This window comes from Haloleucobacter ellipsoideus (assembly GCF_052491725.1).
The window spans coordinates 448235-469492 of the sequence record NZ_JBQWAR010000018.1; the positions used below are offsets into that span (position 1 = coordinate 448235).

The window sequence follows — 21258 nt, forward strand, 5'->3', positions numbered from 1 at the left end:
AAGCAAAAGCCGGTTTTCCGGCCGCATGAGGGGGCCGCGCCTCATCTGCCCGGCTGGGGCCGGTGGCATCTGGCGTCTTGCCGGCATGGCCTGTGCGGCCGGCGGGTTTGGATCTGAAGCGCATGGATCTTCAAGACAAGGACGGGTCCGGCCGCAGGCGGGTATATCTGGATCATAATGCAACCGCGCCCTTGCATCCGCAGGCGCGCGCCGCCGCGCTGGCCTGTATGGATGGGCCGTGCAATGCCTCCTCCATCCATGCCCAGGGCCGTGCCGCGCGCGCTGTGGTGGAGAAGGCCCGCGGTGAAGTTGCCCGGCTCGTGGGTGCGCCGGGTCGCAATGTCGTGTTCACCTCCGGCGCAACCGAGGCGCTGGCGCTGGCCCTTCAGCCGGATATGGAGCTGGCGGGGAAGCCGGTTCACTGTGATATATTGCTGGCCAGCGCGGTGGAGCATCCAGCCGTGTTGCGCGGCCATCGTTTTGCGGACATGGAAACCATTGAGGTCGATGCTTCGGGCCGGCTGGTTCCCGATGCGCTTGAAGAGGCATTGGAGCGCCATGCGGCGGCAGGCCGGCGGGCTCTGGTTGCCATTATGGCCGCGAACAATGAAACCGGGGTTCTCCAGCCCGTGGCCGAGGCCGCCCGGCTGGCGCACCGGCATGGTGCGGTGGTGCTGTGTGATGCGGTGCAGGCTGCCGGTCGCGTGAATCTGGACATCAAGGCGCTGGATGTCGATTTTCTGGCGCTCTCGGCCCACAAGATTGGCGGATTGCAGGGGGCGGGCGCGCTTGTTTCTGCCGAGGCCACCCACCGTCTGCCGGCGCTTCTGGCCGGTGGCGGGCAGGAGAGGGGGCGGCGCGGCGGCACCGAGAATGTGCCCGCGATCGCCGCTTTCGGCGCGGCGGCAAAACGGGCGCTTGAAAGCCGGGAGAGTGAGGCTGCGCGCTTGTGCTCGCTGCGTGACCGGCTGGAACGTGCTATTCTTGAAACCGTATCCGGCTCTCATGTCATCGGCCATGATGCGGAGCGGCTGGCGAATACAACACTCATCGCTTTCGAGAATGTGCGGGCGGAAACACTGGTGATCGCGCTGGATCTTGCCCATATCAGTGTCAGTTCCGGTGCCGCCTGTTCATCCGGCAAGGTTGGCGCATCCCATGTTCTGGCTGCCATGGGGGTGGATGCCGCCCATGCCAGTGGCGCTGTGCGGCTTTCCCTCGGCTGGTCGAGCGATGGGCGTGATATTGATCTGGCGGTGGCAGCCTTTGGCGAGGTTGTGCCGCGTGTGCGTGGCCGTCCTGTCCGGACGGTGTGAGACTTGACCCTCGGGCTTTGACCCCGTGCGGGAAAGGAGAAGAAAGATGCTTGCCCTTCAGGAGATCGTCGCTGATATCTGCGACGCCTGCTCGCCCGGATTCGGCCCCCGTGTCGTGGCTGGCGGTGCAGTGCGCGCGGAATTCCCGCTGCCCGGCACATACAAGACATTTTCTAAGGCGCAGGAGCGGCCCGCATGAACAACGCGCAAGGCACCGAGAACAACCAGCCGCAGATCCAGTCCGCGATCCCTCAGGATGAGTTGACAAGGCTCACCGATGATATCGTTGACGCGCTGAAAAGTGTGTTTGACCCTGAAATCCCCGTGGATATTTACGAGCTGGGTCTCATCTACAAGGTCGATATTGCCGATGATCGCACCGTTGCGGTCGAGATGACGCTGACAACCCCGAACTGCCCGGCCGCTGCACAGCTTCCCAGCATGGTGGAAAATGCGGTGGCTTCCGTCCCCGGCGTTTCCGGCGCAACCGTCGAGATCACCTTTGATCCGCCATGGGACCAGAGCCGCATGTCCGAGGAAGCCCGGCTCACGCTCAATTTGTGGTGAGTGCGAAAAGATCAGGCCCGCCTGCCCGCCGGGACAATCCCGGCGGGCAGGCGGGCCTTTTTGCGTTCAGCTTTGCCTTTGGCCTGCCTGAGGCTGCATGTTCACCACTGGCCTGCGGACAGGCGCGCCAATAACAGGGCTGCTCACGAGCTCCACAGATTGCCGGAAGCCAGCGGCACTCCCTTCCGCACAAGCTGCTCCAGATCATCGACAGGCAGGGCCTTGCTGAACAGGAAGCCCTGTCCCAGATCGCAGCCATGCGCATTCAGGAAGCCATATTGGGCTTCCGTCTCGATCCCCTCGGCCACAACCTCAAGGCTCAGCGCGCGCGCCACCGCAATGATGGCATCGGTGATTTCACTGTCCGGCACGGAGCGCGGCAGGTCTTTCACGAAGCTGCGGTCGATCTTCAGCTTGCTGATGGGGAAGCGCTTGAGATAGCCGAGCGAGGAATAGCCGGTGCCGAAATCATCCAGCGCCAGCCGCACGCCCATGGCATGCAGTTCCTCGCACTTCTTCTCCGCTTCCGCCCGGCGGTTGAACAGGACGCTTTCGGTGATCTCGATCTCAAGGCATTCCGGCGGCAGGTCGACATCTTTCAGAACCTGCGCCACCCATTCGCACAGATTGTCGCGATTGAACTGGCGGGGTGAGAGATTCACCGCCACATAATCGCAGACCTTCCCCTCCCGCAGCCATTGCGCCATCTGCCGGCAGGCCTCTTCCAGCACCCAGTCTCCCAGCGGGACGATGAGGGAGGTTTCCTCCGCCAGCGGAATGAACTGGCCCGGCATGATGAGCCCCCTGGTGGGGCTCTGCCAGCGTACCAGCGCCTCCACCCCGCGCACATGCCCGCGCGCCAGCTCGACAAAGGGCTGGTAGTGCAGCACGAACTCATTGCGGGTCAGGGCGCGCCGCAGATCGCTTTCCAGCTCCACCCGTGTCTTGGCCTCCTGCGTGAGGGCCTGGGTGTAGAAGCTGAATGTGCCGCGTCCATTGGCCTTGGCCTCGGAGAGGGCCGAATTGGCATGCTGGACAAGGGCCTGCGCACTGTTGGCATCATCCGGCAGCAGGCTGATGCCGACACTGGCGCCGATATAGGCTTCTATGCCATCTCCAAGCACATAGGGGGCGGCGAGCGTGCGAATGATCTGGCTGGCGACATTCGCGGCCATTTCCGGCCCGCTCAGCCCTTCCAGCAGAACAACGAACTCATCCGCGCCATAGCGGCCAAGCGTGGCATTGCCGCCAAGAACGGCGCGCATGCGCTCGGCCGAGATCCGCAGCACCTGGTCGCCGACCAGATGGCCGAAGCTCTCATTGATGGTCTTGAAGCGGTCCAGATCCACGCACAGAACGGCGCAGCGCGCATCCTGCCGGCTGGCGGCATGGTCCACCAGCGAGGCCAGAAGCGTCCGGTTGGGCAGATCGGTCAGAAGGTCGAAATGCGCCATGTGATCAAGCGCCTGTTCAGAACGCTTGATCTCGGTGATGTCATGGAAGGAGCCGACATAGTTCTGCGGCTGCCCGTCCTTGTCATAGGCCGTGGTGATGGACAGGTGCTCAAGAATGATGACGCCGTCCTTGCGCCGGTTCCACAGCTCGCCTTCCCAGCTTCCCTTCTTTTTGATGGTCGTCCACATATTGGTGTAGAAGTCCCGGTCCTGCCGGCCGGACTGGAGCTGGCGCATGTTGCCGCCAATGACATCCTGTTCCTCATAGCCGGTGATCCGGGTGAAGGACGGATTGACGGCGGAGACCTGCCCATGCAGGTCCGTCACCACAATACCCTCGCGGGAATTGGCAAAAACGGCGGCGGCGAGCTGAAGGCGACGGCGGATCTGCTTGCGCTCGGTCACATCACCCAGCATGCCGACAATGCGGCGCAAGGCACCATCCTCATCATAGGTGGCGCTGCCGCGGATGCGGTATTCGCGATATTCCGCCGGCCCTGCATGGTCCGCGCCCTTGCGCAGCCGCAGCTCGCACTCAAACAGGTTCGTGTGCCCCTGCCGCAGCCTCAGCCAGGCCTTGCGGAAAATATGGCGGTCCTCCGGATGAATGCAGAAGGACCAGAAATAACGCAGATCGACAACGCGTTCCTCATCCATGCCCAGCAGGGCCCGGCAGTGATGAGAGAGAAAAAGGCTCATGGTCTGGCGATCCAGATCCCACACACCCTCCTCTGTGCCCCGCACAGCCAGTTCAAACCGTTGCTGACTTTCGCGCAATGCCTGCTCCTGATTGCGACGTTCCGTAATATCCTGGAAAACCTGGATGAAATAGTTCTGCTGGCCTTGTGGCGCATGGGCAATGGATGTGGTGCAGGCCAGCCATATGAAGGATCCATCCTTGCGCAGATAGCACTCCTCGGTGGAGCTGAAGGGCATGCGCCCCTCAATCTGCTCCTGCTTGACGGTCTTGATCCTGTCCCGGGATCCAGGTGCCAGAAACTGGAGGGATTCCGCCCCTTCCATTTCCTCCTTGCTGTAGCCGAGGAGGGCGCACAAAGTGTTGTTTGCGCGTAATATGGTGTTGTCCAGCGCCACATGGGCAATGCCGATGGCCGCCTGCTCAAAGGTGGCGCGGAACCGGGCCTCGGCCTGGCCAAGGGCCTTGGCCTGCCCCAGAAGGCGTTTATTGGTGCGGCTCTGGTTGCGCTGATAGATCGCGGCGCTGATCGCAATGGCCAGCAGCAGTATGAGGCCGGCCACAGCCGTGGAAAGGGCTGTGAGAATGCGCGCATTGTCCAGCACGACATCGCGGTCGATCTTGGCGACCAGCATGGCCTGTGGCCCATTCTGCCCGGAGGCGGAAATCGGCTGCTTCACGGCCAGCACGAGCTGGCCATCATGATCCCGCCCGATGGCCGGCTCAGAAGCGATGCCGGGCGCGGCCGCGAAATCATAGGTATTGGCTTCCACACGGGTGGTAAGCGGGGGAATGGAGCTATCACGCTGCGGAGTGGAAATGAGCCAGGAATTGTCCGGCTCCCGCCGCATCAGGAAGATATCGGCCGTCTTGTTGTTGCGCAGGGCGGAGGCCAGCGCCGCATAGAGCGATTCCTTGAGCGTTGTCGTGACGAGCAGGGCCACATGGGCCGGCTGCTGTCCTTCCCGCGCCACGGTGATCGGCGTGATCAGGCTGGAGACGTAATTCTCCCCCGTGCTCTTCCAGAAGGGGGTCTGCACCGGCTTGCCTGTGGAAAGGGCCTTTTCCACAGCCTGAAGCAAGGCGGGCGACATTTCGGCAGGCTTTTTGTTGCCGGTGATGCACTGGCCTTTGGTATCGATCAGTTGCAGATCATAGAAGCCGAAAATGGCCTTGTATGTGGCGAGTTGCCGCCTGAGATTGTCGAGGGCGGTGCTGGAGCCGGTGCTTGCCCACGCGCTCAGCTCATCACGCAGTCTTTGATTGTTGGCAATCGCCTCTGAAGCCATATTGCGATGCCGGACACGATCCGCGATGGATATGCCCTGCAGTTCCGTCACCGCACTCAGCATCTGCTGCTGGTCCAGGAGTAAAGCGCGAGTTGTGACCTGATAAAAATAGACAGCCGACGCGATGAGGACCGCGAACAAGGTCAGAGCAGTTACAATAATAACCCTGGGTCGAAAAATGTATGACCCAAGAATATGACGGCGCTTCGATCTACTTTTCATGCGAAAGCTGCAAGGAGGAAGGGGCACATGATATTCGCGCATGTGTCATCAGGTTACGAGCGATTACCGTATGGGGGATGCTCCAGGCTCGCATTGATGTGCCGCATAAACAGGAATGAAAAGCTTTGTGTTCCAAGCCTATACCAGCGGTGAGAGACTGCAATGCGATTTTTTCGGTATGAGGCAATAAGTTGGGGTCAAGTCGCGATCGCGGTGTGCGACCACTAGTTGCGTTTTACAACCTGCTGTGCCTGCGGGGTTCGGGGGCCCTTGTATGGAGCAAAGATGTCGCCCATGTGATAAGAGCATGTCCGGTTTGTGAGGATCATGCAGGAGGATTGTGATGAGCGAGGTTTCCGTTACCGGCACTTCCGGTCGTACAGCGCCGCCTGTGTTGACCATCACGGATGAGGCCGCCGAACGCCTGAAGGAACTGATCGCCGATCAGGAGGATGAGGGCATGATGCTGCGCCTCGGCGTGGCGAAGAGCGGTTGCGCCGGCATGGCCTATACCATGGACTATACAGACGAAATCACGCCCTTTGACACGGTGGTGGACCAGAAGGGCGTGCGCGTGGTCATTGATTCCAAGGCCCTGATGTTCCTGCTCGGCACACAGATGGACTTCAAGACCGACAAGATGTCTGCCCAGTTCGTGTTCAATAATCCCAATCAGGTTTCGGCCTGTGGCTGCGGGGAGTCCGTGGAGCTTTCCCCGGTCGATCCCGCCTCCTGCCCGCGCACGGCCTCCTGAGGCGGGGGCCTTTCAAAGCGGGGGAACCTTGCATGGATGCTCTGGCTTCGGCCTGTGCATCCCGTTACAAGGAAACCAGTGCGGACGTGGCGGAACAGGTAGACGCAAGGGACTTAAAAAGTCTTTTTTCTACCATCCCACAAAAAAGTTCGCGGCCGAGAAAAGATAGGATAAGCAATGCATTAGGAGGCGTTGGCTTTCGAGGGTGAAAACGAACGATTCGGCGCTAGGTGCAACATAGGTGCAGAGAGCTAGGGTTAGAATCGGCGGCAAAAGGCGGACGTGGCGAAATCGGTAGACGCAGCAGACTTTAGAATTGGAGTGCCCGCGGGGAAATCCGCGGAGTAGAACCGCTCAAAGTCGGGGAAAGCTAACGGGCACTGCCCTAAGCCAATCCCGAGCCAAGCCCCGTGAGGGGAAGGTGTAGAGACTGGACGGGCGGCGTCTAAAGCCTTCGGGCCATGGCGAAGGGACAGTCCAGACCACGAACGCCGAAAGGCGGCGGCGAAAGTCGAGGTGGTACGAAAATCTGCTTCTCTGTGAGAGTACGGGTTCGAGTCCCGTCGTCCGCACCAAAATCTACCAACACTTTCCAAGGTTGGGTCGAGGGTTCGAATTTCCTTCGCTCGCTCCAGTTTTCTCCAAAAAAATCAGCTTTTTAGAACATTCTCTTCGAGACATTTTTGCTACACGGGCTTTCCGGCCGGTCGTGGAAGCACCATGTAAGCAGCGGAGAGGACATTGAGGGATATTGCAGCGTCCTATGGGCCGGTGTGTGCGGCTTGCACGGTGCTGGCATTGGTGGTCGGTTCGCGTGGATATGGGAAGAGCTACGGCTTTTGCGTGTAGCGCGACGCCGCGGGAACAGAATAAAGTTCAACCTGCTCGGCGAAGCCTCTGAGATCGTGACGACCGACCGGGATCACCGTCCTCAAATCGAGAAGCGTCGCGAAACGCTTTGACATCAAAAGCGGGCAACCCGTCGAGCTGCACACACTCTGAATGCGGCTTACAAGATTAACATCCCGACCGATCAGGGTGAAATCCAGCCGGTGACCGGACCCGATATTGCCGTATCCGGCCTCGCCGTAATGTAGAGCAATGCCAGCATCGAGGTCAGCATCGGGTGCTGTAAAACGGGCCAAGCTGTCCAAGGCGCCCAAAGCGCCCCGTAGGGCAGCGGAGCAGGATGCAGCGCTGCTCTCGTGATGAAAAAAGGCGAGCACCGCGTCGCCCATGAACTTGATTACCTCACCTCCTTCTCGCGTGATCGCCGGCAAGATTCGGTCGAAATACGAATCGAGCAATTCGAGCACACGAGACCCCGGCAATCTGTTGGATAGATCCGTAAAGCCGCGCAAATCGCACAGCAGCAATGCAGCCTCGAAGGCTTCGATTTCGCCGCGACGTATGTGACCGGCCATGACCCGTCGTGCCGTCGTCGCTCCGACATATGTGTTCAGCAGGGTCAGTTCTGCCCTTCTGAGCGTGCGTAGTTCGCAGGCGTTTCGCAATGCCGGTATTATCCGCTCCAGCACCGCTCGCACACTCGACGTAAAGCCGCTGGCTCGTGTCGTGGAGAAAGATGCGGCGCTTACGAGACCGTCGGCCCCGCATAGCGGCACAAAAATAAACTCCTTCAAACCTCGGCCGCGGTAGAGGTCCGTATGAACCCAAGTAGGCTCGACGGAACCGTGGAGGCGTACTGTCAGCGCCTCGCGCGTGTTCATGACGCGTCGAAGCGGGCTGTCCGAGAACCCAGGCGTAGTTTCAATGCCTCGCTCCCTATCGAGCACCTCAACGGATTCTCCCGGCGACCATGCCACGCTACGCCCGAGGTACTCGGGATGAAGGGTTCGGAAGTGGAGCGTGAGCCTGTCGAGCGGCAATCCAGCGGCGCACAAGCATTGCCCCAGCCCCTCCGCCAGCGTCGCTTCGTCAAGATCATAGCATTCATCCCCCGCGAGCCATTCGATTAATTCGACGGCCACTGTTGGATCAACGGGATCGCCAGCGACCTCCGACGGTGATTTTCGTGTCGTCCGCTCTTCGGTCATTATTTTTCTTTCGTTCTGGGCTGCCGCGAGCTACGGCGCCCTCTTCGGATCTCCTCTCAAGTCCGCGTCGCAGTGCCTTCGTTCACGATGGCTGCCGACGGGAGGCTTTCGAGAACTTTGAAATGACGATCTTTGCAGTAACGAGCACGGGCGCGGCCGCGAGGAAGAACAGCGCGATCGTTAGAAATGCGGTATTGAAGGCGATCACCGTTGCCTGAGTTGCAATTTCGCGACCGAGCATCTGAATGGCGGACTGGGCGGCTGCGCCTGCTTCCATGCCGCGAGCCGTCAGGGCCTTGGTCATCATCGCAATGTGCTCAGACACGGCGATGTTGCCGGGCACGATGTGAGCGCCTAGCACGCTTTTATTCAGGGCGGTCTGATGATCAATAAGCGTTTCAAGGAACGCGACACCGAGCAGACCGCCCGTTTGACGGCCAACATTAAACAGGCCGACGCCATACGCCACGAGTGGCCGCTGAAGGTCTACGAGCGTGATCAACGTGATCGACAGGAACAGGAAGCCGAGACCGAAACCTCGAAGGACAATGGCGGGCATCATGTCTGGTGCGCCGCTCTCACCATTTGATCCAGACAGCATCCACATCGTCGCCATGAAAATAAGTATGCCGAACGGGACCGTAATGATCGGCGGGCGTCCTCTTCGGACGAGGAAAGCTGTTATCAGCAAGCTTGCGATGAACACGCCGCCGCTGGGAAGCAGGAGCATGCCTGCACCCGTCGCGGTCATTCCCAGAACAGAAACGGCAAAAGACGGTATGAGGTAGGCGCTGCCGAACAGCGCCACGCCTGCTGCAAAGCTCGCCAGAAAGCCGAAGGCAAATCCTTCATCCCGGAAAATCGCGAAATTAAGCAGAGCGCCATTGCGCTGCGCGCGGAATTGCTGGAGGAGGAACAGTAGGAACGCAAGTCCGCCGATGGCGGAAAGACGGCCAATGCGAGGCTCTTCGAGCCAGTTCCAACGGCTTCCCTGATTAAAGACATAGGTCAGGCAGAAAGCCGCGATCGTGAAAAGCGCGAGTCCTATCCAATCGAGACGCGCCTGGTGTACTTCGGTATCCTTGCCGAGGTTCGTCGATGCAAGGATCGCTACGCCCGCCAACCCGACAGGTACGATTGCGAGGAAAATCCAGGTCCACGACAAGGTATCGATGAACCAGCCCTGCATAGATGGCGCTAGAGTCGCGGGCGCGACGACGGCTCCCATCGCGAATAGCGCTTGAATGATAGGTTGTTGTGTACGCGGGAATGCCTGCAACAGCATCGTTTGGCCGCTCACAAGCAGAAGGCCACCCGACATTCCTTGCAAGAGTCGCAAGAAGAACAGGAGATCGAGATTGGCCGTGAAGGCCGCACATCCGCACGCAAGCGTCATAAGGCCCGTGGCCGCTCGAAGGCACGTTTGCGCGGAAAGCCGACCCATCAACCACGGCGCAAGCAGAAAGAAGCACAGCTTTACGGCAGTATAGCCGACGTCGAGGCGCGCGAATTCATCGGGCGTGGCATGGATGTCGCCCAACATATCCAGGCGTCCGAATGACAAGATTGTAGAAGCGACTGCCTCGGTGAGCGCTGAGAGCGTGACACCGACAACGAGTAATGCCGCCGATGTCGCTCCGAGGGGGTGGCTCACCGAGGCAGCCTCAACCGGATCAGTTGCGTGGGTGGGGGTCAACGCGCATCGCCTCCCGATCCGGTTGTACGAATGGCAACACGCGCCGATAGCCCAGGCACGAGGCGTCCCTGCAGCGGATTTCCGTCGAGAGTGATCTTGACCGGCACGCGCTGGACGACGCGGACAAAATTCCCGGTTGCGTTGTCAGAAGGTATCAGGCTGAATGATGCACCTGTGCCAGGAGCAAGGCTGACAACCGTTCCAGTTATCTCAGCATGTGCGTAGCCATCGATCCGTATCCTTGCCTTCTGACCTGGCTGGATGTGTTCGAGTTGGACTTCCTTGAAATTGGCGACAAGCCAGATGTTGTCGACGGGCACAATATCGAGCAGCGATGTCCCGGTAGTAACAAAACGGCCAACACGAGCCTGTCGATTGCCGATTACTCCCGCTACGGGAGCGCGGACGACCGTGTTGTCTAGATCGATTTGGGCGAGATCGCGAGCTGCCTCGGCCTGCTTCAGCGCCGCCTCAGCAGCCTGTTTCTGGGCAGCAAGTGCATTCAGTTTCCTATTGGCCGCCTCCAAGGCCGCCTTCGCACCATCGACGGCTGCATTGGCTTGCTCGCTGCCGGCCTGCGCCTGCTCGAATTGTGCCTCGCTCGCTGTGCGTGATCGGGCGAGGCTCTCATAGCGCTCGAAGTTCAACCGCGCGAGAGTTTGGGCGGCAACTGCCGAGGCCAGTTGCGCCTTCGCTTGCGCGATGGCCGCGTCCTGCAAGCTACGCTCCGCTTCCAGATTGGCCAAGGCGGCATTCGCAGCCGCAATATTTGCATCTGCCTGTGCGAGCCGGGCCTTATAGTCACGGTCGTCGATGCGAAACAGGATGTCACCGGCCTTCACCTGTTGGTTGTCATCGACGCGCACATCAACGATATAGCCCGCCACTTTCGGAGCGAGTGATGTGATATCTGCCCTGAGATAGGCGTTGTCGGTGGTCTCTTCGTATCTCCCACTCCCCCACCAGCCCCAACCCATGACGCTTAGGGCAAGTATTAGGCAGGCCAAACCGCCCAAGATCACAATTCTAAGAAGTCGTTGCACGAATGATCACCTTTGGTACGGACTATTACCAGTTGCCTTGACCAGTACGGTAACTTACCGTACCCGTCAATTGGAATCTGCGTTGGAGAGTCAGAGTGACCAGTTCAATCACTGCAAGGCGCCGCGCCTCGGAGCAGCGGAGAGCCACCATCCTCAAGGCGGCGGCGGCTGTCTTTTTCGAGCAAGGCTACGCAGCCACGAGCATCGACGCAATAATCGCGCAGATCGGCGGATCTAAACGCAACATCTATAACGAGTTCGGCAGCAAGGAGGGCCTGTTCACGGCACTCGTCTCGGAAGCCGCGGAAGAAGCGCTGGAAGCCCTTGCGGTCGAAAACATCGGCAGTCGCGATCTTGACGGATCGCTAAGGGAATTCGGGCGCCGGCTTCTGGGTATATATATGTCATCGACGCTCATCGGTGTGCTCCGTACCGTAATGGCAGAGGCCTCACGTTTTCCGGAGCTTGCAAAGGCCTTCTACGAGAAAGGACCCGGACGCACGTCTGATCGGCTGACCGCTGTCCTTGAGGTGGCTCGTGCGAGGGGCGAGATTGACGTCCCCGATTGCCGCATGGCGGCCGAACACTTCGTCGGCATGCTGCGCGACAACCTGCATCTGAGGGTACTTCTCGGGCTACAAGATCCGCCGGAAGCGAAAGATGCCGAAGCTATCGTCGCGTCGGTGGTGAGCATCTTCCTCAAAGGCGTACGAGCCGATCGCACCGTCTCGGAGATGCACTGAAAACCCATTTATACCATGAAAGATACCCGCACGGGCGAGCAATATGCTCGCGCGCGCAATCTCGCTGCGACTGATCCAGCAAAGCATCGATGAGCGTCATAGGGGCGACTTTATCCCGCTCAAGCAAATCAAAACTCATGTCGGGGAGGCAATGCCGGATCTATCGCTCGATTTGAAATACCTACGGTATGCACTTGCCGCAGCTCAGCACCAAAGTTTCCGGCGCGCGGCGTCAGCGCTTAATATCTCACAATCAACTTTGGTGCGGCGGGTGCAGTTGCTTGAGCATAGAATCGGCTTTCGCATATTTGACCGCGGCCCTAGCGGGGTAAGGCTAACCAGCGCAGGCGAACTTTTCCTCGAAGAGGCATCGGTAGGAATGCATCAGCTCAGCCACGCAATTGAACTCGCATCGTCGGTTCGACGCGGCGAGCGTGGGGAGATTCAGGTAGGCGTTCTATTATCGCTTGCTGCTGGCCCCCTCCACATTGCGCTTCGGGAGTTCCACCGACGCTATCCGCATATTCGGGTATCATTCCACGAAGGAACCGCCGAGCAAGACCTCGCGCGGGTGACGACCGGAGAACTCGATATTTCCTTCATCGCCGGAGAACCGAAACTCGCGGGGCAAAAGGCCCTTCGGGTTTGGTCGGAAAGCGTCCATGTCGCCCTTCCCGCTGACCATCGTCTAGCTGATCATCACGAGTTGCATTGGTCCGACCTCAAGGAGGAGACTTTCTTGGTGACGCGGCAAGGTGCGGGACCGGAGGTTCGGGATTATCTCGTGCGAAAACTATCGGCGCCTGGCTTCAGACCAAAAATTGATGTTCACAATGTCAGCCGGCAGAGCCTCCTCAATGTTGTTGCGATGGGATACGGCATTACGCTCGCGAGCAGTTCCATCATTGGTGGTACGGCGGACGGAATCAGGTTTCGCCCCATTTGCGGCGATCCCGAGTTGCTCCCTTGGACGGCGATCTGGTCACCGGGAAACTCAAACCCCGCGCTTCAATACCTGCTTCGCATTGTCAATGAGGTCTCGTCGGGCAAAATGCCAAAGCGCCACGCGAACGGAGTCCGGCGGTTCATCGCGTTCGCGGTCTATTTCAATGCCTTCCAGCACTCTTGGATTGACGCGATGGGCCAGCTTCTTGAGGCGATTCTCTGATTTGAGGGCCGACTGCGCACATTACTCACTGTGGACGCTTAGGTTGGGTGAGAATGCCGTCGAGGAAAATTGCCACAGCAGAATCGACGACCTTCTTCTTCTCGTCCACAGTCAACGGAGGTTGCAGACCTAGCACGACGCGCAGGTGAATGTTGTCGCGTAGCATTCCGGTGAAATGATCTGCCACGATGCGGCAATCGTCAATTTCAATCTCGCCGCGCTGCTTTGCGTCTTCCAACACCTCGGCAAGCCGAAGAGCAGTACGGCCAGGACCGCGATCATAGAACGCTTTCGCAAGATCCGGGAATCGGAACGCCTCGGCCATCGTCACCCGATAGACGCCGATTAGTTTTGGCGACATGTAGATTTCGATCAGCTTTTGGGCAAATTCTGTGAGGGTCTCGCGCAGATTTCGCCCGCCGATTTCCTCGGCGGTGAGCGCTCGAAGTGCGCTTTCTGCCGCTTCGGAGACAATCGCCGTGAACAGGCCCTCCTTGCTGCCGAACTCGTTATAGATATTGCGCTTGGAACCTCCGACGCGCTCAATGATCGCGTCCATGCTGGTCGCTGAATAGCCCTGTTCAAAGAAAACGGTGGCTGCGGCATCTAAAATCAAGCTGCGCCGCTCGTGTGACGACAGCCGTTTCGCCGGCCGTCCAGCATCCTTGTTCATCCTGCGATAATCCCAGCGTGGTACGTTGCGTTACCATAACCTTCAAAAATCGGAAATTCCACATCGCAGAAGCGATATACAGCCGTTGAACCGCCAGGAATTTGTGGAACATTGGATTGTTTGCGATCAGGAACCGCGCGTCTCGATCCCGCGCAGAAAAATCTCGATCGCCTGATCAACCGATTGCTCCAATTCATTCTCGGAAGGTGGCGGCTGGAGACCGAGCACGACTCGGAGATGAACGTCATCGCGCAACATGCCGAGAAAGCGTTCGGCCGCGCGCTGGCAATCAGCGATCGAAATCACTCCGCTCGCCTCAAACTGGTTCAACACTTCAGCCAACCGCTTTGCCACTCGGCCGGGGCCATTGAGGAAAAAGGTCTCGGCTACGTCGGGTTGCCGTGCACTTTCGGCAATTACGGCGCGGTACAGGGCAAGTGTGGTCGGCATCATAAGCACCCGGCTCACCTCCATGCCAAACGTCTTCAGCGTCCACCCGAAATCGCCGCTTACCTCATCGCTGCGCGGCAGCGAATCGATGATCTTGCTCGATGCGTCCGTGACGAGCGCCAGGAATAGTTCCTTCTTTCCGCCGAAATGGCTGTAAATTGCCCGCTTGGAGCCGCCAACCTTCTCAATGACGGCTTCGATACTGGCACTCTGGAATCCCTCCTCAAGGAACACCTCCGACGCCGCTGCGAGCAGAGCAGCGCGCAATTCCTCGCTGTCTCGTCTCTGCCGACGCCCCCCGCTTTTCCGCGCGATCTCGCTCATTTGTGCTCCACAATCGAATTCAGTCTTGCATCTTAAGGTACTGTGCGTTACCTATCCATGGTAACAACCAGTACCAAGAGAGCGCAATAGATGCCCGAGAAAAAATCGAAAAGGAAGATTGCCCGCAACGTCGTCGTCGGACTGCTCGTGGTGGGAGGACTCGCTTATGGCGGGAAATACGGTTGGTACTGGTGGACGGAGGGGCGTTTTGTCGAGAGCACCGACAACGCCTACGTTCGTGCAGACGTAACCCTATTGGCGCCGCGCGTGGCGGGATATGTCGAGAATGTGGAAGTCGTCGACAACCAGGTTGTGAAACGCGGACATGTTCTCTTCAGAATCGACAATCGTGATTTCCAAGCTCGGGTTGATCTTGCACGGGCCGATGTCTCTGCGCGGCGGGCGGCGATTGAAGCAGCTCGAAGCCAACTACAGTTACAACGCGCAGTGATCAGCCAGACCGAAGCGGACGCAGATTCGGCAGCGGCCGAGGTCGAACGCGCCAAGCGCGACCTCGAGCGGGCTGAAGCACTTGTTCGCACGAACGCTGTTTCCATCCAAAGCGCGGATCTCGCGCGCAGTAATGCCACAAAGGCGATCGCTGCGGTGCGCGCGGCCCAGGCGCGCATCACATCCGAAAAGGATCGTGTGTCGGTTCTCGACGCACAAGAAAAGGGAGCGGAAGCGGCGTTAGCGCAAGCGGAGGCGTCTCTCAAACTTGCTGAAATCGACCTTGAGAATACGGTCGTGCGCGCGCCGATCTCTGGAACCGTGGGTAATCTTCAAGTTCGGGTCGGCCGGTATGTCCAGCCGGGCACGCAGATGCTGGCGCTTGTTCCGACCGAGGACGCCTATGTCGTTGCGAACTTCAAGGAGACGCAGGTTGGCGAAATGCACGTCGGGCAACGCGTCGAACTTGAAATCGATTCTTATCCTGGCCGCGTCATTCACGGTCACATCGACAGCCTCTCTCCGGCATCAGGCGCACAATTTGCCCTGCTTCCGCCGGATAACGCCACCGGCAATTTCACGAAAGTGGTCCAGCGAATCCCGGTGAAGGTCGTCGTCGATGGTGAGAGTGCGCACGTCGTCGACTTGCGTCCCGGAATGTCGGTGATTGCAAAGGTCAACACCAAAGGCGCCGAGGATCAATCTGACGCGGAGCACCTGAAGGTATCAAGCCGATGACCGATATCACGGCCAGCGCTCACCCATCGCGAGAGCAGTCTGCTGTTCCGTTCCGTAACTGGCTTGCGGTGTTCGGCGGGGTTCTCGGCGCATTCATGGCCGTCCTGAACATTCAGGTTGTGAATGCGTCGCTCGCTGACATCCAGGGCGCGCTGGGCGCCTCTATCGACGAAGGCTCTTGGATATCGACGTCCTATTTGATCGCCGAGATCATCGTCATTCCGCTGACCGGGTGGCTGTCGCAAGTCTTCAGCATCAAGCGCTACATTCTCGGGAACGTCATCTTGTTTGTCGCCTTCATGATTGCAGGCGGCTTCGCGTGGAACCTTGAGGTAATGATCGTGCTCAGGGCGCTGGCGGGCTTTTTTGGTGGAGCGCTGATCCCGGTCGCGTTCACCATCATTCTGACGAAGTTGCCGCCGGCCAAGCAGATGATCGGTTTTGCGCTCTTCGGCCTGACAGCAACACAGGCGCCTTCGGTCGGCCCTGCGCTGGGTGGATGGCTCACGGACAACTACGGCTGGCAGTATATTTTCTACATCCAGATTATCCCCGGCGTCATGATGTTCATGCTGCTTCTGCGGGGCCTTGATGACGAACCAATGCAGCTCAACTTGCTTCGGAAAGGTGACTGGCTCGGCATCGGGTTGATGGCAACCGGGCTGGCGGCGTTTGAGCTTATGCTGGAAGAAGGAAATCGGGAGAACTGGTTCGACTCCGAATTCATCGTCAAAACCGCATGGATCGCGGCGATCTTCCTGACGGCCTTTGTCGTACTGCAAATGAGACGAAAAGAGCCGCTGGTAAATCTGCGGCTATTCGCCGATAGAAATTTCACGGTAGGGTCCGGGATAAATACAATTCTCGGTATGGGACTTTTCGGGACAGTGTTCCTCGTCCCGAAATATCTCGCGCAGATCCAAGGTTACAGCCCGTTTCAGATCGGTGAGGTCATGATGTGGCTGGGCATTCCCCAGCTCTTCATGGTTCCGGTTGTGCTGCGCCTGTCCGCAAAGGTGGATACAAGATATCTGCTCGCCTTCGGGTGCCTTGTGTTTGCGGCCAGTTGCTTCATGAACATCCACATGACCGCCGACTCGGCCTACAGCCAGATGGTCTGGTCGAACGTCGTGCGCGCTATCAGCATGCCGTTCATCATGCAGCCAGTATCAGGGGTCGCGACCGCGAACATTCCGCCGGCACAAGCGGGGTCCGCATCGGGACTTTTCAACGTCATGCGCAACCTTGGAGGCGCGGTAGGGATTTCGATGGTCGGATTGATTCTGACCGTGCGTGAGCACTTTCACTCCAACATTATCACCGAGCATCTTTCGCTGCTTGAGCCAGCTACCCAAGAAAGGATCGCCGCTCTCACGCAACGGTTTGTCTCGTTGGGTTCGGGCTCGGAGCTGGCGCAGATGCGCGCACTCGCAGCGATCGATGGCATCATGAGGAGGGAGAGCAATATCATGGCGTTCAGCGACTGCTTCTACGCGATGGGCGTCGCCTTCCTGGTAGGATTCCTATTCTGCTTCCTGCTGAAGAAGGTCGAGCCGGGATCAGGTGCCCCTGGGGCGCACTGACGAGGTGCGCCATGTCTCAGGAGCATCGTCGCGAAGTCACGCTTGAAGAAGCACTGAACGATCCGATCGTTCAGCTTCTCATGAAGCGCGATGGGGTTACTGCCGATGATGTTCGGGCGGTCGTCGAGCAGGTAAAGGCCCGATTAGAGAATGGCGGAAACAACGCGGAAGGCGGCGATGGGCCGGAGGGCTAAGGTCGCTGCGTCGGCCGTAGCGGTTTACGGCTTGCTGGCGATCGCGTGGGCAGTGGGATGGCAATGGCTGACGGTTCACGTCTCAGAGCAAAAATCCGAAACCGCCTACGTTAGGTCCAGACTGGCATCGTTCGACGGAGACTCCGACGACGATGTTTTGGTTATCGCCAGTTTTAGGGAAGCCCAGCTTGATCATGTAAGAGTTGGGCGCTCAGCCCGTGTTGTCATCGATCGATATCCGGAAGCCAGGATACGCGGCGTTGTCGATGGCTTGTGCTCAGGAAGCTGCCCCGACAATTACAAAGGGCAAGCAGCAACCCTCGCCGTCACCGTGAAGCCGCTATCGGCTAGGATCTTGCTCACGGAAATTCCCAAAGGCATTCATCTCGACGCTGGCATGTCGGCGTCTGTCACATTGGGCGCGGGGCCTGAAGACATTGCATCATGGGCGCTTTGGCCGTGAGGTGATCCGATTGTGCGCTACCGCAATCCGCCGGAAGCGATGAGAACAACCTTGATCACCAGCGTCGGCGTCAAGGCAGTATTTCATTCTTGCCGATTTGAGCTGGTTACCGGAGACCTATTGTAGCGTCGACTTCGCAACGATTGACAGCATATGGTTCGATGCCTCCAGACGACTGGCGTGCACGGTTTTTGCGCGGGTCCTTCCCCCGACTGTGTGGAGGACGGTGGCATACTGCGCGGGATAGAGGCGAATGATTTCCTCTTTACCGGCATACTCGCATGTCCAGGTCGACTCGTTTACCAGCCGCCAATAACGTACCGGATCCAGCCGGCTCAGGTCCTGCCTGAATGCGCCCGCTGTCGAGTATCGACACGCGGGATCGGATGCGACCGCCTTTCTGATGATGCGTTTCAACTTCTCAGGAACGTAACCTTGGAAACCGACGACATCGGCGATGTTCTCCCCGTCTTGCATGGACTTGCGCGCTTGGCTTAGACGAGTGTGAAAGGCGTATTGGTTGTTTGCCGCACGGAGAAGCGTCAACCCCATACCAAAGATATCAGTAGCCACCGAGAAGCCCGCTCCAGCAACGGTCTCAGGCGGTATATAGGGACCATAAAGGAGATCGGATACGATCCTCCCCGTCTCCTGATGTTGTGCAGCACCAAAGTCGGAGAGCTTTGCGGTCTCGCTGGCGAGCATGATGTTGTCAGCGGTCACGTCGCGATGAATGATCCTGTTCCTATGGACCCAACCCAAGCCGGTGATGACGAGATTGGTGGAGATATCCGCGCGCGACGGTTTCACCAGCACATGAACGCGCCGCGTCTCGCCGGAGCCGCTCTCGGTGTCGCCGATGATCCAGCGGGCGGTATCGCCGGCGGCGATCGGTCCGGTGCCGGTCAGGCTTTCACCCGGCTCCAGCGCGATGTTGGTGATCTGACCGGGCGAGGCATAGATCTGATAGAGCGCGCCGTCGCTCCACGGATAGACCTGGATGGCGTTGTAATAGCCCTCGCGCCGCGGCTCGACGCGCGCGGCGAGATTGGCGTTCTCGACACGGGCGGTCGGCGTGCTGGCCGCGCCGCCGCCGCGGCTCACCGTCCAGGCGGGCGGGATGTGGATCGGCTTTGGTGTCGTGTCCGTCACGGCGGCAGGTACGGCCGGCAGCGGCGGCACGTCGGAATCGTAGGTGATTGCGGGCGGCTTCTTCGCCGAGGCGCAGCCGCCGAGCATCGCCGTCGAAACCAGCAAAGCCGTGATCACGGATTTACGGAAAGCCGGGTTTGCGGCATTGCGGAAGTGCGGCGTCATTGTCCCAACTCCCGCGACCAGTTGATTGCATTGACGTAGATGCCGAGCGGATTGGCCTTGAGCCGTTCGGCGTCGCGGGGCGGCTGCACGACGATGGTGAAGATCGCCGTCCAGCGCTCGGTGGTCGAAAGCTGGCCGTTCTCATAGCGCCGCTCGATCCACGCAATCCGGAAGCTCTCCGGCGAGGCGCGGATGACCGAGGAAACCTCGACGGCGACCTGCTGCTTGCCGACCTTGGTGAAGGGGTCGTTGACGCGGGCATAGTCGTTGAGCGCGGCCGCGCCCCGGTCCGTCGTCCATTCATAGGCGCGCAGCCAGTTCTGCCGCACGATGATCGGATCGGCCGGGACGGAGCGGACCTGTTCGATGAAGCGGGCGAGATGCCATGCGATCTGCGGATCGGTCGGACGGTAGTCGGCGGTTGCCGCGGCGACGGTCTGGGCCTGTCCCAGCTTGTCGACCTGAACGATCCAGGGAACGACGGTGCCCCGCGCCGACTGGACGACGAGAGCGGCCGCGAAGCCGGCCGACAGCGCCAGGCATCCGAACGCCATATAGCGCCAGTTGCGCGCCTGGACGCGGGCGGAGCCGATACGCTCATCCCAGATCTGGGCGGCCTTCTGATAGGGGGTCTCGGGTTGCGGCGTCTTGCCGTAGTGGGTGGCGGGTCGTCGGAAGAGGTTCATGAGCGGTCGCTTTCGGAGAGATTGACGGAGGAGCCGGAGCCGTGGCTGTCGCCGGAGCGGACCGCGTGGGCGGCCGCGGAAACGCCATGGCTCATCGTCTGGCCGCGCTTCATGCGCTGCGCCCAGGCCGGCGGGGTATTCACAGATCCGGCAGCGGCAGCGCCGGCCGAGGCGTCGTTGGCAGCCTGCCCGCCGCCTCCGACGGTTCCCATGGTCGAAGAGCCGCCCGTCGTTTCGAAAGTGCTCTTGACGCCGCCGGTGTGGCTCGACTTGAGGCTTTCAGCGGCGCGGGCGAGACCGCGACGCAGCGGCGAGGCAGCGCCCGAACCGGCGGCGCGCGCCACGCCGCCGAGACCGGAGGCGATGCCCGACATGCCGGACTGGCCCATGGAGCCGAGTGTGTAAGCCGAGGAGGCTGCGCCGGCTGCGGCAGCGCCGCCACGCGCGGCGGCTGCGCCTCCGGACAGAGCGAGCGCACCGCCCTTGGCGGCCAGCATGGCTCCGCCGCCTGCGGCGAGCGCTGCGCCTCCGACCGCCAGCCCTGTGCCTACGGCGGCGCCCGCGCCGAGCTGAGGTCCGCCGGAGACGAGGCCGTTGGCGATGCCGGGGCCGAATATGCCGAGGCCGAGCAGGGAGAGCGCGGCGAGCACGATCGCCATGGCCTGGTCGATGGTCGGCGTCGCTCCGCCGAAGCCGGCTGTGAACTGCGAGAACAGCGTCGAGCCGATGCCGATGATGACGGCGAGAACCAGGACCTTGATGCCGGAGGAGATCACGTTGCCGAGCACCCGCTCGGCCATGAACGCGGTCTTTCCGAACAGGCCGAAGGGGATCAGGACGAAGCCGGCCAGCGTCGACAGCTTGAACTCGATCAGCGTGACGAAGAGCTGGATGGCCAAGATGAAGAAGGCGAGGATGACCAGCACCCAGGCGAAGAACATGCAGGCGATCTGGATGAAATTCTCGAAGAAGGCGATCCAGCCCATGAGGTCGGAGATGGAATCGAGCAGCGGCCGTCCGGCGTCGAGCCCGGTCTGCGCCACCTTGCCGGGGCGCAGCAGATCGGCGGTGCTGAAGCTGGTTCCGGAGCCCTTCAGGCCGAGCCCGGCGAAGCTGTCGAAGACGATCTTCGCGAGGCTGTTCCAATTGGAAATCAGGTAGGCAAAGACCCCGACGAAAAGCGTCTTTTTCACCAGCCGCGCCATGATGTCGTCGTCGGCGCCCCAGCTCCAGAACAGGGCCGCAAGCGTCACGTCGATCACGATGAGGGTTGAGGCTATGAAGGCGACCTCGCCGCCGAGCAGGCCAAAGCCGCTGTCGATATAGGACGTGAAGACCGAGAGGAAATTGTCGATGACGCCGGTGCTGCCCATC

The 21258-nt window shown here is 59.9% G+C and carries 18 protein-coding genes; 9 read left to right on the plus strand and 9 right to left on the minus strand.

The window, feature by feature from the left end; genetic code table 11:
* The first annotated feature begins 122 nt into the window (after positions 1-122).
* From ACT6QG_RS09370 to ACT6QG_RS09380, 3 genes are read left to right on the plus strand one after another with little or no spacing between them, the layout of a single operon-like run.
* Positions 123-1316: a cysteine desulfurase family protein gene (locus tag ACT6QG_RS09370; RefSeq protein WP_444977302.1), complete on the plus strand. Its 1194-nt coding sequence runs from the start codon at positions 123-125 to the stop codon at positions 1314-1316.
* Positions 1317-1362: 46 nt separating this feature from the next.
* Complete coding sequence (locus tag ACT6QG_RS09375; protein WP_444977303.1) at positions 1363-1515, plus strand: hypothetical protein; 153 nt, start codon at positions 1363-1365, stop codon at positions 1513-1515.
* Complete coding sequence (locus ACT6QG_RS09380; protein WP_444977304.1) at positions 1512-1883, plus strand: SUF system Fe-S cluster assembly protein; 372 nt, start codon at positions 1512-1514, stop codon at positions 1881-1883. The genes ACT6QG_RS09375 and ACT6QG_RS09380 overlap by 4 nt, the downstream gene beginning before the upstream one ends.
* Positions 1884-2026: 143 nt before the next feature.
* Here the strand turns inward: ACT6QG_RS09380 and ACT6QG_RS09385 are convergent, their stop codons facing one another.
* Positions 2027-5374: a sensor domain-containing protein gene (locus ACT6QG_RS09385; RefSeq protein WP_444977305.1), complete on the minus strand. Its 3348-nt coding sequence runs from the start codon at positions 5372-5374 to the stop codon at positions 2027-2029.
* A gap of 514 nt (positions 5375-5888) precedes the next feature.
* Here ACT6QG_RS09385 and ACT6QG_RS09390 point away from each other — a divergent pair.
* On the plus strand, positions 5889-6299 hold the full coding sequence (locus tag ACT6QG_RS09390; RefSeq protein ID WP_444977306.1) for a HesB/IscA family protein: 411 nt from the start codon (positions 5889-5891) through the stop codon (positions 6297-6299).
* Positions 6300-7129: 830 nt separating this feature from the next.
* On the opposite strand, the gene ACT6QG_RS09395 is transcribed toward ACT6QG_RS09390, so the two are convergent.
* The 3 genes from ACT6QG_RS09395 to ACT6QG_RS09405 all read right to left on the minus strand — a co-directional run bounded on the left by ACT6QG_RS09395 (position 7130) and on the right by ACT6QG_RS09405 (position 11095).
* Positions 7130-8356, minus strand: coding sequence for an adenylate/guanylate cyclase domain-containing protein (locus ACT6QG_RS09395; RefSeq protein WP_183754198.1), 1227 nt, complete (start codon positions 8354-8356; stop codon positions 7130-7132).
* A gap of 82 nt (positions 8357-8438) precedes the next feature.
* Positions 8439-10052 carry a DHA2 family efflux MFS transporter permease subunit gene (locus tag ACT6QG_RS09400; RefSeq protein ID WP_210281724.1) on the minus strand — a complete coding sequence of 538 codons (1614 nt, stop codon included), beginning with the start codon at positions 10050-10052 and terminating at the stop codon, positions 8439-8441.
* A complete protein-coding gene (locus ACT6QG_RS09405; RefSeq protein WP_424945365.1) occupies positions 10049-11095 on the minus strand; it encodes an HlyD family secretion protein in 1047 nt (348 codons plus the stop codon). Before ACT6QG_RS09405 ends, ACT6QG_RS09400 begins: the two co-directional genes overlap by 4 nt.
* Positions 11096-11190: 95 nt before the next feature.
* On the opposite strand from ACT6QG_RS09405, the gene ACT6QG_RS09410 reads away from it, so the two are divergent.
* Both ACT6QG_RS09410 and ACT6QG_RS09415 read left to right on the plus strand, forming a co-directional pair.
* Positions 11191-11838 (plus strand): TetR/AcrR family transcriptional regulator, encoded by a 648-nt coding sequence (locus tag ACT6QG_RS09410; RefSeq protein ID WP_211694092.1) that lies wholly within the window; start codon positions 11191-11193, stop codon positions 11836-11838.
* Positions 11839-11881: 43 nt separating this feature from the next.
* A complete protein-coding gene (locus ACT6QG_RS09415) occupies positions 11882-13006 on the plus strand; it encodes a LysR family transcriptional regulator (protein ID WP_210281726.1) in 1125 nt (374 codons plus the stop codon).
* Between the two features lie 25 nt (positions 13007-13031).
* Here the strand turns inward: ACT6QG_RS09415 and ACT6QG_RS09420 are convergent, their stop codons facing one another.
* Both ACT6QG_RS09420 and ACT6QG_RS09425 read right to left on the minus strand, forming a co-directional pair.
* Positions 13032-13679, minus strand: a complete 648-nt coding sequence (locus tag ACT6QG_RS09420) for a TetR/AcrR family transcriptional regulator (RefSeq protein WP_183754202.1) — start codon at positions 13677-13679, stop codon at positions 13032-13034.
* Between the two features lie 126 nt (positions 13680-13805).
* Positions 13806-14453, minus strand: a complete 648-nt coding sequence (locus ACT6QG_RS09425; RefSeq protein WP_183754204.1) for a TetR/AcrR family transcriptional regulator — start codon at positions 14451-14453, stop codon at positions 13806-13808.
* A 90-nt stretch (positions 14454-14543) separates the two neighbouring features.
* On the opposite strand from ACT6QG_RS09425, the gene ACT6QG_RS09430 reads away from it, so the two are divergent.
* From ACT6QG_RS09430 to ACT6QG_RS09440, 3 genes are read left to right on the plus strand one after another with little or no spacing between them, the layout of a single operon-like run.
* Positions 14544-15641: an HlyD family secretion protein gene (locus ACT6QG_RS09430; protein ID WP_183754206.1), complete on the plus strand. Its 1098-nt coding sequence runs from the start codon at positions 14544-14546 to the stop codon at positions 15639-15641.
* The gene (locus ACT6QG_RS09435) at positions 15638-17224 is read left to right on the plus strand and encodes a DHA2 family efflux MFS transporter permease subunit (RefSeq protein ID WP_211694087.1); all 1587 of its coding nucleotides are present in this window, start codon (positions 15638-15640) and stop codon (positions 17222-17224) included. The genes ACT6QG_RS09430 and ACT6QG_RS09435 overlap by 4 nt, the downstream gene beginning before the upstream one ends.
* An 11-nt stretch (positions 17225-17235) precedes the next feature.
* Positions 17236-17418 (plus strand): hypothetical protein, encoded by a 183-nt coding sequence (locus ACT6QG_RS09440; protein ID WP_183754208.1) that lies wholly within the window; start codon positions 17236-17238, stop codon positions 17416-17418.
* A 580-nt stretch (positions 17419-17998) separates the two neighbouring features.
* On the opposite strand, the gene ACT6QG_RS09445 is transcribed toward ACT6QG_RS09440, so the two are convergent.
* The 3 genes from ACT6QG_RS09445 to trbL are packed head-to-tail and all read right to left on the minus strand — an operon-like array spanning position 17999 to position 21257.
* Positions 17999-19198, minus strand: coding sequence for a TrbG/VirB9 family P-type conjugative transfer protein (locus tag ACT6QG_RS09445; protein WP_444977307.1), 1200 nt, complete (start codon positions 19196-19198; stop codon positions 17999-18001).
* On the minus strand, positions 19195-19884 hold the full coding sequence (trbF, locus tag ACT6QG_RS09450; protein ID WP_183754220.1) for a conjugal transfer protein TrbF: 690 nt from the start codon (positions 19882-19884) through the stop codon (positions 19195-19197). The genes ACT6QG_RS09445 and trbF overlap by 4 nt, the downstream gene beginning before the upstream one ends.
* Positions 19881-21257 (minus strand): P-type conjugative transfer protein TrbL, encoded by a 1377-nt coding sequence (gene trbL / locus ACT6QG_RS09455; RefSeq protein ID WP_183754222.1) that lies wholly within the window; start codon positions 21255-21257, stop codon positions 19881-19883. Before trbL ends, trbF begins: the two co-directional genes overlap by 4 nt.
* Position 21258: the final 1 nt, after the last annotated feature.

Coding starts and splice junctions, on each gene's coding strand:
- ACT6QG_RS09370 (WP_444977302.1), top strand. CDS start 123: ATGGATCTTCAAGACAAGGACGGGTCCGGCCGCAGGCGGGTATATCTG.
- ACT6QG_RS09435 (WP_211694087.1), top strand. CDS start 15,638: ATGACCGATATCACGGCCAGCGCTCACCCATCGCGAGAGCAGTCTGCT.
- ACT6QG_RS09375 (WP_444977303.1), top strand. CDS start 1,363: ATGCTTGCCCTTCAGGAGATCGTCGCTGATATCTGCGACGCCTGCTCG.
- ACT6QG_RS09425 (WP_183754204.1), bottom strand. CDS start 14,453: ATGAGCGAGATCGCGCGGAAAAGCGGGGGGCGTCGGCAGAGACGAGAC.
- ACT6QG_RS09415 (WP_210281726.1), top strand. CDS start 11,882: ATGCTCGCGCGCGCAATCTCGCTGCGACTGATCCAGCAAAGCATCGAT.
- ACT6QG_RS09445 (WP_444977307.1), bottom strand. CDS start 19,198: ATGACGCCGCACTTCCGCAATGCCGCAAACCCGGCTTTCCGTAAATCC.
- ACT6QG_RS09380 (WP_444977304.1), top strand. CDS start 1,512: ATGAACAACGCGCAAGGCACCGAGAACAACCAGCCGCAGATCCAGTCC.
- trbL (WP_183754222.1), bottom strand. CDS start 21,257: ATGGGCAGCACCGGCGTCATCGACAATTTCCTCTCGGTCTTCACGTCC.
- ACT6QG_RS09440 (WP_183754208.1), top strand. CDS start 17,236: ATGTCTCAGGAGCATCGTCGCGAAGTCACGCTTGAAGAAGCACTGAAC.
- ACT6QG_RS09395 (WP_183754198.1), bottom strand. CDS start 8,356: ATGACCGAAGAGCGGACGACACGAAAATCACCGTCGGAGGTCGCTGGC.
- ACT6QG_RS09430 (WP_183754206.1), top strand. CDS start 14,544: ATGCCCGAGAAAAAATCGAAAAGGAAGATTGCCCGCAACGTCGTCGTC.
- ACT6QG_RS09390 (WP_444977306.1), top strand. CDS start 5,889: ATGAGCGAGGTTTCCGTTACCGGCACTTCCGGTCGTACAGCGCCGCCT.
- ACT6QG_RS09420 (WP_183754202.1), bottom strand. CDS start 13,679: ATGAACAAGGATGCTGGACGGCCGGCGAAACGGCTGTCGTCACACGAG.
- trbF (WP_183754220.1), bottom strand. CDS start 19,884: ATGAACCTCTTCCGACGACCCGCCACCCACTACGGCAAGACGCCGCAA.